This is a genomic window from Roseinatronobacter sp. NSM (assembly GCF_052379845.1).
GTDB lineage: Bacteria > Pseudomonadota > Alphaproteobacteria > Rhodobacterales > Rhodobacteraceae > Roseinatronobacter.
The window spans coordinates 1-12,297 of the sequence record NZ_JBQTCF010000058.1 but is presented as its reverse complement, the minus strand read 5'-3'; the positions used below and the strand labels follow the sequence as shown (position 1 = coordinate 12,297).

General features: G+C 62.1%; 12 protein-coding genes. 5 read left to right on the top strand and 7 right to left on the bottom strand.

Annotated features, from left to right (window positions below; translation table 11 throughout):
- Positions 1-115: 115 nt before the first annotated feature.
- Positions 116-748, bottom strand: a complete 633-nt coding sequence (locus ACTZWY_RS18930; protein ID WP_444792270.1) for an outer membrane protein — start codon at positions 746-748, stop codon at positions 116-118.
- 173 nt (positions 749-921) lie between these two features.
- Between ACTZWY_RS18930 and ACTZWY_RS18925 the strand changes: the two genes are divergently transcribed.
- Positions 922-1,392 (top strand): YqaA family protein, encoded by a 471-nt coding sequence (locus tag ACTZWY_RS18925; protein ID WP_444792269.1) that lies wholly within the window; start codon positions 922-924, stop codon positions 1,390-1,392.
- A 41-nt stretch (positions 1,393-1,433) separates the two neighbouring features.
- Here the strand turns inward: ACTZWY_RS18925 and ACTZWY_RS18920 are convergent, their stop codons facing one another.
- Positions 1,434-2,207 (bottom strand): sulfite exporter TauE/SafE family protein, encoded by a 774-nt coding sequence (locus ACTZWY_RS18920; protein WP_444792268.1) that lies wholly within the window; start codon positions 2,205-2,207, stop codon positions 1,434-1,436.
- Between the two features lie 236 nt (positions 2,208-2,443).
- On the opposite strand from ACTZWY_RS18920, the gene ACTZWY_RS18915 reads away from it, so the two are divergent.
- Entirely contained in the window at positions 2,444-4,108 is a 1,665-nt protein-coding gene (locus ACTZWY_RS18915) for an acyl-CoA dehydrogenase family protein (RefSeq protein ID WP_444792267.1), read from the top strand.
- 59 nt (positions 4,109-4,167) lie between these two features.
- Here the strand turns inward: ACTZWY_RS18915 and ACTZWY_RS18910 are convergent, their stop codons facing one another.
- The 3 genes from ACTZWY_RS18910 to ACTZWY_RS18900 form a co-directional block, all read right to left on the bottom strand.
- Positions 4,168-6,003, bottom strand: coding sequence for an SLC13 family permease (locus tag ACTZWY_RS18910; protein WP_444792266.1), 1,836 nt, complete (start codon positions 6,001-6,003; stop codon positions 4,168-4,170).
- Between the two features lie 525 nt (positions 6,004-6,528).
- Positions 6,529-7,374: a TIGR00282 family metallophosphoesterase gene (locus ACTZWY_RS18905; RefSeq protein WP_444792265.1), complete on the bottom strand. Its 846-nt coding sequence runs from the start codon at positions 7,372-7,374 to the stop codon at positions 6,529-6,531.
- Between the two features lie 53 nt (positions 7,375-7,427).
- A complete protein-coding gene (locus tag ACTZWY_RS18900) occupies positions 7,428-7,889 on the bottom strand; it encodes a D-galactarate dehydratase (protein WP_444792264.1) in 462 nt (153 codons plus the stop codon).
- Positions 7,890-7,972: 83 nt separating this feature from the next.
- Between ACTZWY_RS18900 and moaA the strand changes: the two genes are divergently transcribed.
- The 3 genes from moaA (at position 7,973) to ACTZWY_RS18885 (ending at position 10,849) form a co-directional block, all read left to right on the top strand.
- Entirely contained in the window at positions 7,973-8,977 is a 1,005-nt protein-coding gene (gene moaA / locus ACTZWY_RS18895; protein ID WP_444792263.1) for a GTP 3',8-cyclase MoaA, read from the top strand.
- 272 nt (positions 8,978-9,249) lie between these two features.
- The gene (gene eda / locus ACTZWY_RS18890) at positions 9,250-9,891 is read left to right on the top strand and encodes a bifunctional 4-hydroxy-2-oxoglutarate aldolase/2-dehydro-3-deoxy-phosphogluconate aldolase (RefSeq protein ID WP_444792262.1); all 642 of its coding nucleotides are present in this window, start codon (positions 9,250-9,252) and stop codon (positions 9,889-9,891) included.
- 235 nt (positions 9,892-10,126) lie between these two features.
- On the top strand, positions 10,127-10,849 hold the full coding sequence (locus ACTZWY_RS18885; protein WP_444792261.1) for a L,D-transpeptidase: 723 nt from the start codon (positions 10,127-10,129) through the stop codon (positions 10,847-10,849).
- Between the two features lie 324 nt (positions 10,850-11,173).
- On the opposite strand, the gene ACTZWY_RS18880 is transcribed toward ACTZWY_RS18885, so the two are convergent.
- A complete protein-coding gene (locus ACTZWY_RS18880; protein ID WP_444792260.1) occupies positions 11,174-11,947 on the bottom strand; it encodes a gamma-glutamyl-gamma-aminobutyrate hydrolase family protein in 774 nt (257 codons plus the stop codon).
- 99 nt (positions 11,948-12,046) lie between these two features.
- Positions 12,047-12,297 (bottom strand): hypothetical protein (locus ACTZWY_RS18875; RefSeq protein WP_444792259.1); only part of this gene is annotated, 251 nt, incomplete at its 5' end.

The following is a 12,297-nucleotide window of genomic DNA, read 5'->3' as shown; positions in this document are numbered from 1 at the left end:
CTTCACCCGCCCCGCCCCCGCGCTGGGGCACGATGACCCCGCCTGAGCAAACACAAAAAGGGGCCTGCATGGCGCAGGCCCCTTGCATACGCTCAGACTTATCCCGCCCAGCTATTTAGAACTTGAAGCCGACCCCCACATTCGCCGTGGTGGTGCGCACGCGCGTATCTGAAACACCAACCGAGTTGACTGATGAATAGGACACGCCGGTGCGCAGCATCGTGTTGTCATTGAGCATGTAGTCAAGGCCCACGCCCACGGTGCCACCGGTCGATGTGTCGGAAGACACGCCCCCCCCGCCCGAACGCAGGAATGTGGGGCCTGCATTCACATAGGCCAATGTCCGCTGGTCCGCCCCAAGGGGCACACCTGCCGACAGCAGCACTGACGCGCTGCCGCGAAGGCTGTCACCACCCGGCAGGCTGGAACTGCCCGGCGTTGTCGGTGTCACAACCCCTTCGACCCCCAGAACGGCCTGGCCCATATCCATACGGTAGCCCGCAAACAGCCCGGCAGTGCCGCCGCTTTGGTTGGGCGCGTTGTTCAGGTTCATCTGGCCATAGCCCAGTTGCGCACCAGCATATCCACCCGTCCAGCTGAAGCGGGGCGCAGGGGGCGCCATGGTCGGCGCGGGCTGGGTGATGGCGGGTTCACTTGTCGGGGCACCGGTTTTCGATACGTTCTGCGCGAAGGCGGGGACCGCCAGAAGGCTGGCCGATACCGCTGCGGTTGCGAAGGTCCTGATCATGGGTCTTACCTCATTCATTTATATGCGTGGTGCCAGTGGCGGCACCTGTGTCGCAGGTAATTGACTTACCCTGACAGTGTAACCCACCCGGCCGGTCACGGTTCCGCACATCAAGGTGATGTCATTGTGAACTGGCGCAGTTGCGCGCAAGGCGCTATTGGGCGGCGGGAAACATGAAAAAACGGGCTTCGGGAATGGTAACGCTAAGTCTTGCGCTTCTGGGTCTGTTTGCAGCCGCGTTTCTGGCTGCGACGATCATACCCTTCCAGTCAGAAGCAGTCTTCATTGCGCTGCAGGCAGCAAACCTGACGACCGTTGCCACGCTGGTGGTGGTGGCATCATTGGGCAACACGCTGGGGGCTTTCGTGAATTATGCGATTGGCGCGCGGGTGGAACAGTATCGGGACAGGCGCTGGTTTCCGGCACGGCCCGCGCAACTGGAACGCGCGCAACGCTGGTTTGCGCGCTACGGCGTATGGTCCTTGCTGCTAAGCTGGGCACCTGTTCTGGGGTGGTTCACACTGGTTGCGGGCATCATGCGCACACCCTTATGGCAATTCACCATCCTTGTGGCGATTGCGAAAACTGGCCGTTATACGATTCTTGCCTGGCTGACCATGCGCGCGATTGACCTTGTTGCGTGATGGGCGGCCAAGCGTGCAACCAACTGCGAAATACCCCCGCGCTACAGGCCCGCAGCCTGTCGCAACAGGTTCAGCCCTGTGACCACCAGCATGATCAATGTCCAGCGCCGGAACCTGTCTGCGTTCAGCCGGTCCTGAATGAAATACCCCAGCCACAGCCCGATCATGCCCGGCACCACCATGGCAGCGGAAAACCAGACTGATTGCGCATTCAGAACCCCGGACGCGCTGTGCCCCACAATCAGCGCAATCGCCCCCACAAGAAACACAACCCCCAGCACCCGCACCATATCGCGCTTGGCGGTATCTACGGAAATAAGATACATCATCACCGGTGGCCCCCACACCCCCGACACCCCGCCATATAGCCCGCCAATGGCCCCGCTTATCCATTCTGCACGCCTGCGCCGGTCCACCCGCACGCGCAGGGGAATATTCATCAGTTGCAGCACCCCAAAGGCCACGATAGGCCCGCCCAGAATGGCCAGCAGCAGTGCGGACGGCAGGAAGCTCAGCAATTGCGCGCTGATCAGCAGCAGCACCACCAGCGCCAGCAACATACGCCAATACACCCTGACCGAAGCGAAGGCCGCCCCGCTGCCCTGCCGGAACGCCTGGCTTATATTGGTGACAAGCGTAGGCAAGGCCAGCCCCGCAAGCGCCAGTTCCACAGGCATGATGGAACTGAAGCCCGAAATCATGACCATCGGCATGGCAAACCCCAACGCGCCCTTGACCAGTCCGGCAAACAGCGAAATCCCTATGGCTACAAAAAAGGCGGACAAGGACAGGCCCGCAGTCAAAAGCTCCAGCATTCCGCACTCCTTGGGGTTGGCAATGTTGCGCGCAAGATAGGCCGGATTCCCGGCGGCTGCACCCCGATTCATGCGCGGTTTCGCACAGATGCGCGCCGGCCAAACCCGCCAGCCAGGCGCGACAGAATAAGAAAGTTATTGGCCATTATTTTGAATTTTTCTTGCGCACGGCTATTGAACCTTCTATGTCATGCTGCATATGCGAAATACGCGACCCCAATTGACCGGAGTGACCCATGCCGCATGATGGACAAACCATGCCCTCGATATTGCTTGATGATCTGCTTTCGCTGACACAGGCCGCGCTGGACCCTGTGCAGGACGCATTGGCACAGGCAAAGGATGCCATGCGCGCGCGGGTTGCCCCGGCGGGCAAGATTGATCCCGCCTTGCTGGACGCGGACCAATACGCGGCCCATGGGCTGGCTTGGCTGGCCACCTATGTTGAAAGCCTGCGCCAGATGCAGGGCTGGGCCGAACGGCTGCAGGCGGATGGTCAATTCGGGGAAATGGAACGCCTGATCCACCAGATCGGGTTTGGCGAATACCTTAACCAGATCGCTGGCGGGATTGCGATGACGCAGGGCGAAGTTGCGCGCCTGTCGGATCTGGGGGTGCATGTCGATCTGGACAGCGGCGCTGCGGCGTTGCTGCGCGCACAAGGCAATAGCGACGGCGCGCGCATGCGGTTGGTGGCGCTGATGCGCCAGAACCATGGCCGCGCGACATTCGGGGCAACCGGGCTGGACGAAGACCTTGAAATGATCCGCGACCAGTTCCGCCGCTACGCCGAAGAACAGGTCACCCCCCATGCCCATGACTGGCACCTGAAGGACGAACTGATCCCGATGGCCGTGATCGAGCAATTGGCCGAGATGGGTGTTTTCGGCCTGACCATCCCCGAAGAATTCGGCGGGCTGGGCATGCCCAAGGCCGCAATGGTGGTTGTGTCCGAGGAATTGTCGCGCGGCTACATTGGGGTTGGTAGTCTTGGCACCCGCACAGAAATTGCCGCCGAACTTATTCTGTGCGGCGGCACGCAGCAGCAAAAGGAAGACTGGCTGCCCAAACTGGCGTCAGGGGAAATCCTGCCCACCGCTGTTTTCACCGAACCCAATACCGGGTCCGACCTTGGCGCATTGCGCACCCGCGCGGTCAAGTCGGGGGATGATTGGGAAATCACCGGCAACAAGACATGGATCACCCATGCCGCGCGCACCCATGTCATGACCGTTCTGGCGCGCACCATTCCCGACACGCAGGATTATCGCGGCCTGTCCATGTTTCTGGCCGAAAAGGAACCGGGCACAGATGACCACCCCTTCCCCACCCCCGGCATGACCGGCGGCGAGATTGAGGTGCTGGGCTACCGCGGCATGAAGGAATATGAACTGGCCTTTGACGGGTTCAAGGTGAAGGGCGAAAACCTGCTGGGCGGGGTCGAAGGGCAAGGCTTCAAGCAATTGATGCAAACCTTCGAATCGGCGCGCATTCAGACGGCCGCGCGCGCCATTGGGGTGGCCCAGAACGCGCTGGAAGTGGCCCTGCAATATGCGCAGGACCGCAAACAATTCGGCAAATCCCTGATCGAATTCCCGCGCGTGGCGTCCAAACTGGCCATGATGGCCGTAGAAATCATGATTGCGCGGCAACTGACCTATTTCAGCGCCCGCGAGAAAGACGCCGAACGGCGCTGCGATCTGGAAGCGGGCATGGCCAAATTGCTGGGCGCGCGCGTGGCATGGGCCGCGGCCGATAACGCACTGCAAATTCACGGCGGCAATGGTTTTGCGCTGGAATACCAGATCAGCCGCATTCTGTGCGATGCGCGGATTCTGAACATCTTTGAAGGGGCAGGCGAAATTCAGGCGCAGGTCATCGCGCGGCGCTTGCTGGACTAAAGTGTTTTGCGCCCCACGCTACGGCGTGGGGCGCATTCTTTCCAAGGGGCGCAGCACAGCTATAGCGGCCAGAAAAGCGGGATGAAAAACGCCGCTGTCGGCGCCATCACACAATGCATCGGTATCCCCACCCGCATGAAATCAGTGAATTTATACCCCCCCGGCCCATAAATCAGGGTGTTGGTCTGATAGCCTATTGGCGTTGCAAATGCCGCCGACGCGCCAATCATCACCGCCACAACCAGCGGGCGCGGGTCAACGCCAATGGCCAGTCCCAGACCTATGACAATAGGGGTCAGCACAACGGCAACTGCATTGTTGGTGACCAGTTCAGTCAGGGTTATCGTCAGCAAATAGACACACAAAATCAGCAAGAAGGGCGGCAAACCGGCCAGCAAAGGGGCCACGCTGCCCACAATCAGCGACACTGCGCCTGACGCTTCCAGCCCCGCCCCCACGGCCAGCATGGAAAACACCAGCGCCAGCAAGCGCCCGTCAATGAAGCCAAATGCCTCATCCGCGTCAATGCAGCGCGTCAGCAACACCACCGCCACGCCCGCGAAGGCCATCAGCGAAATCGGGGCCAGATTCAACGCCGAGAAAATGACAATCGCCATCAAGGTGGCAATGACGATGGGCGCATGCCCGCGCCGGTAGGCGCGTTCGGATGTCAGCGTGATATCCCCCAGATTCATGTCCTGCGCCAGCCGCTGGATGTCTTCGGGCGTGCCTTCCAGCAGCAGCGTATCCCCCACACGCACCACCAGATTTTCGAAATTCGTGCCAATATTCTGGTTTCTGCGGTGCACGGCCAGCGGATAGACCCCATAACGCCTGCGCAACCGCATTCCCCCCAGCGCGCGGCCCACCATCTTGCAATCGGGGGGAATCAACACTTCGACTGTGGTGGTCTGCACTGATGACAGACGGTCCACATCGCGCAGATCGGGGGTGTCATCAGTCGGGGTTCGGGTTTCGCGGGCTTCTTCAACCTGCGCCACGTCCTTGTTGGCCTTCAGGCCCAGCACTTCGGAAATCTGGGTGCGCAACACCACACGGTCGCCCGCCTGCAAGACCACCGCGCCCATGTCCCACCGCAACGAGGCATCGCCGCGCAACACGTCAATTACCCGTGCCCCTTCACGCTTGAACAGGTCCACATCACCGATTTTGCGCCCAATCAACCCCGAGGTTTCGGGAATCGCCACTTCGGTAAAAAACTTGGTGCGCCCGCGTTCGGTCATGATGTCGCTCATGGAACTGCGTTCGGGCAGCAGGTGACGGCCCACCAGCACCAGATAGGCCACCCCCACCACGGCCATGATGGCACCCAGTTTGGTAATCTCGAACACGGAAAACGGGGCCAGCCCATTGGCGCGTGCCACCCCGTCCACCAACAGGTTGGTGGATGTGCCAATCAAGGTCAGCGTGCCGCCCATGATGGACAGGTAACTTAGGGGAATCAACAACTTGGAAGATGTGGTTTTCAGCGTCTTGGCCAAAGTGATGAACACGGGGATCATGACAACCACAATGGGCGTATTGTTCACAAAAGCCGACAGGCCCAGAACTGTCAGCGTCAGCGCCGACAAGGTAAGGACCGGGGCCGTTTTGACATGCCTGATGGCCAGTTGCGTTATCCAGTCCAGCGCGCCGGTGCGCACCAGCGCGCCCACAATGATGAACAGCGCGCCAATGGTCCATGGGGCGTGATTGGACAGCGCCGCAAAAGCCGCATCGCGCGGCAGAATGCCCAAGATCAGCATCGCGACCGCGCCGCCTATGGCGGTCACTTCCACAGGATATATTTCTTTCATGAAGGCAATGAACATGCCTACAACGATACTCAAGGCAATAATGGCCTGCGCAGTCTGGCCCAGTTCCAAGCCCAGCATTCTACCCCCCGAAAGCCCCCGGCCCTTCTGGTCGGGCTTTTCCCCGACTTATTGCGTTTCGCCTGCGTCAATGCAAGCCCGTGCGCGCGATCCGCAGGGGGGCAAGACCGTCAACGCGGTCAGACAGCCGCATTTCCGTGCACTCGCAGGGGGCAGGACCGATAGGCACCTGCGCGGGGCCGGGGGGCGGGGGCTGGCCTGAAACAGTCACCCAAGGCGCGGAATCAAGGGCGCAGCCCGCCGCGCCATCGGCGGGCCGTCCCGCGGCCTGCCGATGCCCTGAAGGCGCGCCAAGCGCTTGATGTCAGGAATATGCCGCCTGCATAAAGTGCCCCCCCTAAAACGCCGGATCGGCAGACCCCGGCCCACCGAGTGCGCGGGCTTAGTCCAAAGGCGAAGGGCAGCTTCAGGCCAAATCTCCCGGCCTGGAGCATGTTGCGCAAAACCGGTTCCCGCTTTTGCGCAACACGCTTTAACGATGTCAAGCCGCGCCCATACGCCATAAGCACCACGCCACCGGCCACATCAGCCAGACGCGCCCGGCAGGTCCAGCGGCGCAGGGCCCGCCTGCGGCAACCGCCCGCCAATGCGCACCATGTCAATGCGTGTGGCCTGCCCTGTGCGGTCATCCGTCTCAATATAAACCCCCGACACGGTGACCGCCCCTGTCGCAGGTTCAAACCGTGCGCGCGGCATGCCCGTAATGAAACGGCGCATGGGTTCATCTTTTTGCATGCCGATGACAGAATCATAATCCCCGCACATGCCCGCATCGGACTGAAACGCTGTGCCGCCTGCCAGAATCTGTGCATCGGCTGTGGGAATATGGGTATGCGTGCCCACCACAAGGCTGGCGCGCCCGTCGCACCACAGCCCCATCGCGGCCTTTTCAGATGTGGCCTCGCAGTGGATATCCACAATCGCGGCCTGCACCATGCCGCCGCGCGGATGGGCGCGCAGCACCGGATCAATTGCGGAAAACGGGTCGCTATAGGGGTGCTTCATGAACACCTGCCCCAACGCCTGCGCCACCAGCACCCGCCGCCCGCCCGGCGCATCAAACACCCGCGCGCCCGCGCCCGGCGCACCGGATTTGGCAATATTCAGTGGCCTTATGATGCGCGGCTCCTGCGCGCAAAATTCGCGCATGGTTTTCTGGTCAAAGGCATGATCGCCCAATGTGATGACATCGGCGCCCGCCTCCAGCAGGGATTTTGCGTGTTCGGGCGTCAGCCCCATGCCGCCGGTTGCGTTTTCGCCATTCACCACGGCAAAATCCAGCCGCCAGTCACGGCGCATGACCGGCAATAGCGCGGCTACCGCTGCGCGCCCTGCCCGTCCCATTACATCGCCCAGAAACACTATTCGCATGGGCGCGTGTCATAGGGGTGTCGGCCCCGCAGGGCAAGGCCAAAGCGTAAGCCTTAGCGCATGCGCACTTGCAGGCGCACCAATTGGGTCAGCGGCACCCCCAACGCGCGGAACCCCTCCAGCGACAACTGGCTGCCTGCGCCTGCTGCTGCGCCCGACGGGCGCAGCTCGACCTGCACGCTTGCGCCCCCCGGCGCGGTCACCTGCCCCGGTGTCACTTGCGTGACCAACCCGGTGCGCAGCCAAAGGCCCGGTTCGGTGGGCGCGCCAAGGCTGGCCAATGTGTCGCCCAGACCCTGCCCTGCCGCAACAGGTTGGATTGCAGGCCCATCGGTTGCGTCCGCATCAGGGCGCGTCATGGGGCGGGGGGTCTGCGCATCAGCGGGCTGCGCCACGGCCAGCGGTTCGCCCGCCTCATCCGCCGCGCGGTTCCCGAAAGGAATGGGCACTTGCCCACATGCGGCCAACACCAGCACAGGCAACAGAAGGATCAGCGGGGGTGTGACATGTTTCATATGTCCAAGATTAATGCCAAAGCCTTATAAGAACAATCATCTTCACGCTTGCCGCACGCATCGGTGATGGTTACCTTCACGCTATGACAGCTCCACTTATCGATCCGTTCGCCCGCCCCATTTCGTATCTGCGTGTCTCGGTCACGGACAGGTGCGACTTTCGCTGTGTCTATTGCATGGCTGAAAACATGACCTTCCTGCCCAAGAAGGAACTGCTGACGCTGGAAGAACTGGACCGCATGTGTTCAACCTTCATCCGGCTGGGCGTGGAAAAGCTGCGCATCACAGGGGGCGAACCTTTGGTGCGCAAGGGGATCATGACCTTCTTTCAGCGCATGACGCACCATCTGGAGGCAGGCACCCTGCGCGAACTGACGCTGACAACCAATGGAAGCCAGTTGCGCCGCTATGCGCAGGACCTGGCTGATTGCGGGGTGCGGCGGGTCAATATTTCACTGGACACGCTGGATGAGAAGAAATTCGCCGACATCACCCGCTGGGGCCGCCTGCCGCAGGTGCTGGACGGGATTGATGCCGCGCAAAATGCCGGGCTGCGCGTGAAAATCAATGCAGTCGCGCTGAAGGGCTTTAATGAGGATGAGTTGTTCCAGATGGTCGACTGGTGTGGCCGCCGCGACATGGACCTGACCTTCATTGAGGTGATGCCCATGGGCGATCTGGGCAATGAGGACCGGCTGGACCAATACTGGCCCCTGTCAGACCTGCGCGCGCGGTTGGCAGAACGCTTCACCCTGACCGATCTGGCCGAACGCTCGGGCGGGCCTGCGCGTTATGTCCGGCTGGAGGAGAGCGGCCAGAAAATAGGCTTCATCACACCGCTGACGCATAATTTCTGCGAAAGCTGCAACCGTGTGCGCCTGACCTGCACAGGGGAATTATACATGTGCCTTGGACAGGAAGACATGGCCGACCTGCGCGCGCCCCTGCGCGCCAGTGCCGATGATGCGCTTTTGGAACAGGCCATCCGCAATGCCATTGCGCATAAGCCCAAGGGCCATGATTTCGACTATTCCCGCCAGAAGGTGGACGGGCAGATGACCCGCCACATGAGCCATACAGGCGGGTAGGGCAGCGGGTTTCGGGCCTGAAGGGGACATTGAAGGCACCCCCCAGTGCAGAGTCAAGGCCGCAGGCCGCCGCGCACTCGGCGGGCCGTCCCGCAGCGTGCTGTGTGCGTGGGATTTGTCGATGCCTCAATACCCCCTTGCGCCCAAACCCACCCCAAAAGGCGCAGCCCCCCCCCGCCCATCCCACGCCACCCCAGCCTTGCGCGAGGGCGCGCTTCGCGCTATTGCCGTTAGCGCAACCACCCCTTTTTTGTCCCTGCAGGAGCCGCCCCATGACCCCCACTGAACAAAGCGACCGCGCCCTGAAACTGTGCCGGATGGCCCCTGTCATTCCGGTTCTGGTCATCCATGATCTGGCCCATGCCCGCCCACTGGCGGAAGCGCTGGTTGCAGGGGGACTGCCGGTTCTGGAAGTGACGCTGCGCACCGAATGCGCGCTGGACGCCATTGCGCAAATGGCCGAAGTGGACGGGGCAGTGTTGGGCGCGGGCACTGTGCTGACGCCTGCACAAATGGACGCGGCGCGCGCGGCAGGGGCCATTTTCGCCGTTGCGCCCGGGTCCACGCCTGCGCTGATTGACGCTGCACGCATCACGGATATGGCCCTTTTGCCCGGCGCACAAACCTGTTCCGAGGTGATGGCCCTGTTGGAACAAGGCTACACTGTCCAGAAGTTCTTCCCTGCCGAATCCATCGGGGGCGCGGGGGCGCTGAAATCCATTGGCGGGCCATTGCCGCAGGTCACATTCTGCCCGACCGGCAGCATTACGCCTGCTTTGGCCCCCGACTACCTGAAATTGCCCAATGTTGCCTGTGTGGGCGGCAGTTGGGTTGCGCCAAAGGCCCTGATGGATGCGGGCGACTGGGCCGGAATCACCGCGCTTGCACGCACAGCCGCGAACCTGCCCAGATAAGGCAACGCACGCGCGCGCAGCTTCGGGGGGCCTTGTTACAAGGGAATGACAGGGCGCGTGCGCGCCCGCACCCCTACGCTGGCGCATGCCACGGGGTGGCGCATCGGCAACACTGCGCCCCTGCAGACCCTCCGATGGTATGACAAGACGCGCAGCGCACTGGACGCAGCAGGACCACGCGCCTATCACTATGCCAGAGGCAGGCAAAATACAGGCAACCACAACAGGTTGCACAATGAACTTGATATCCAGACGCGGCTTTGTCACCACGGGCGCAGCGGCATCCGCACTGGCGCTAGGCGCATGCCAGACCACCACCACATCCACCCCACCGGCGGCCAGCCCGCGCATGACCGACGATGGTCGCGTCATTGCCACAACGCGCGCACAGCCCCTCTCGCCGGTGGCGGAACGCTATGGCATTGGCCCCATCAGCTATGAGGCGCGCCCCGATGGCCCCCATATGCTGCGCGCCACCGGCATGAGCATTCTGCCGCCCGAATTTCACCGCGATGTGGTGCCCTACCCCACCCGCTTTTCGCCGGGAACACTTGTGATCGACAACCCGGAACGCAAGCTGTTTCTGGTGCTGCCCGACGGGCATGCGCTGCGCTATGGCATTGCCGTCGGGCGCGAGGGGTTCACCTGGCGCGGCACCGGCACAATTTATCGCCGCGCGCAGTGGCCCACATGGACCCCCACGCCAAGCATGATAGGGCGTGACCCGTCGCTGTCGCGATTCGCCGGGGGCATGGCGGGCGGGCCGCAAAACCCGCTGGGGGCACGCGCGCTGTATCTTATGACTGACGGGCGCGATCAGGGCTACCGCATTCATGGCACGCCCGAATGGTGGCTGATCGGGCAATATGTGTCGTCAGGCTGTATTCGTATGGTCAACCATGACGTAATCGACCTGTTCGAGCGTGTGCCAAACGGCACCCGCGTTATCACCATCTGACGGGCGGCGCGGATCGGAAGGCTACCGGCAAAGCATTTCTGGCCTGAAGCTGTCCTTCACAGTTGGATGTAGCCCGCGCTGTCGGCGGGCCGGGGTCTGCCGATCCGACATTTTAGGAATGCACTTTATCCAAGCGGAATATTCCTGAATTCAATCGCTTGGCGCATCTTCAGGGCATCGGCAGGCCGCGGGACGGCCCGCCGATGGCGCGGCGGCCTTCGGCCTTTGCTCCGCGCCTTGGGGCATTCCCGATGTCCCCTTCAGGCCACTCCCGCCCACAACCAACTTAAGCATGGACACATGACACGGCAGTAAACCGCCCCCCTACGCGCTGCGCGGCCATGCCCTGCGCCCGTCTGCCCATGCGCGCACCGCATCGCCAAACCCTTCGAACAAGGGGCGCGAAACAGGGTCTGCGCCGGCCTGCCATTCGGGGTGCCATTGCACCGACAAGGTGAAGCCGCGCGCGCCGTCAATATAAATCGCCTCGGGGGTGCCATCTGGGGCGTGCCCGTCAATCACCACGCGTGTGCCCGGCGTCTTGATCCCTTGCCCGTGCAAGGTGTTTGTCATCACCTCTTGCGCGCCCATCAGGCGGTGAAACACGCCGCCATCAGAAAACCGCACCTTATGGCGCAGGGCGAATTTTTCGGCCAGCGTGCCGTCAGGGGGCATGCGGTGGTTCATGCGGCCCGGCAAATCGCGGATTTCGGGATACAGCGTGCCGCCCATGGCCACATTCACTTCCTGAAAGCCGCGGCATACACCCAAAAACGGCTGGCCCCGTTCGACACAGGCGCGCACCAGCGGCAGGGCAATCGCATCGCGCGCGCGGTCAAAATCGCCATGGGCGGGGGTCGGGTCTTCGCCATATTCTTCGGGGTGGACATTGGGCCGCCCGCCGGTCAGCAAAAACCCGTCGCACACGTCCAGCAATTCCCCAACACTGACAAGCTGCGGGTCCGAGGGGACAAGAAGCGGCAAACACCCCGAGACCTGCGCCACAGCTTCCGAATTCATGGTGCCACCGGCATGGGCGGGGTATTGATCATTGATCAGATAGGAATTGCCAATGATCCCGACGACTGGTCTGCGCATTGCGTGTCCTGTTGCAGTAATGCGCCACTGTAACAAACCCCGACAAAAGGTCGAGGGGGGGAACACGAAAACAGCGCCAGCCGCCGAAGAATTGATCAATCACGGCGCGCATTGACTGGTTTTGGTCTGAAGCAGACGTTGGCACATGGATAAAGCCCGCGCTGTCGGCGGGCCGGGGTCTGCCGATCCGACGCCAGTGAAGTTCACTTTATGCAGGCGGCATATCCCGACTTTCAAGGCTTGGCGTGCCACCAGAGGTATCGGCAGGCCGCGGGACGGCCCGCCGATGGCGCGGCGGCCTGCGGCCTTTGCTCCGCACTGCGGAATGCCTTGAACGTCCGCTTCAGGCC

Coding starts and splice junctions, on each gene's coding strand:
- ACTZWY_RS18920 (WP_444792268.1), bottom strand. CDS start 2,207: ATGCTGGAGCTTTTGACTGCGGGCCTGTCCTTGTCCGCCTTTTTTGTA.
- ACTZWY_RS18915 (WP_444792267.1), top strand. CDS start 2,444: ATGCCGCATGATGGACAAACCATGCCCTCGATATTGCTTGATGATCTG.
- ACTZWY_RS18880 (WP_444792260.1), bottom strand. CDS start 11,947: ATGCGCAGACCAGTCGTCGGGATCATTGGCAATTCCTATCTGATCAAT.
- ACTZWY_RS18900 (WP_444792264.1), bottom strand. CDS start 7,889: ATGAAACATGTCACACCCCCGCTGATCCTTCTGTTGCCTGTGCTGGTG.
- ACTZWY_RS18930 (WP_444792270.1), bottom strand. CDS start 748: ATGATCAGGACCTTCGCAACCGCAGCGGTATCGGCCAGCCTTCTGGCG.
- eda (WP_444792262.1), top strand. CDS start 9,250: ATGACCCCCACTGAACAAAGCGACCGCGCCCTGAAACTGTGCCGGATG.
- ACTZWY_RS18905 (WP_444792265.1), bottom strand. CDS start 7,374: ATGCGAATAGTGTTTCTGGGCGATGTAATGGGACGGGCAGGGCGCGCA.
- ACTZWY_RS18885 (WP_444792261.1), top strand. CDS start 10,127: ATGAACTTGATATCCAGACGCGGCTTTGTCACCACGGGCGCAGCGGCA.
- moaA (WP_444792263.1), top strand. CDS start 7,973: ATGACAGCTCCACTTATCGATCCGTTCGCCCGCCCCATTTCGTATCTG.
- ACTZWY_RS18910 (WP_444792266.1), bottom strand. CDS start 6,003: ATGCTGGGCTTGGAACTGGGCCAGACTGCGCAGGCCATTATTGCCTTG.
- ACTZWY_RS18925 (WP_444792269.1), top strand. CDS start 922: ATGAAAAAACGGGCTTCGGGAATGGTAACGCTAAGTCTTGCGCTTCTG.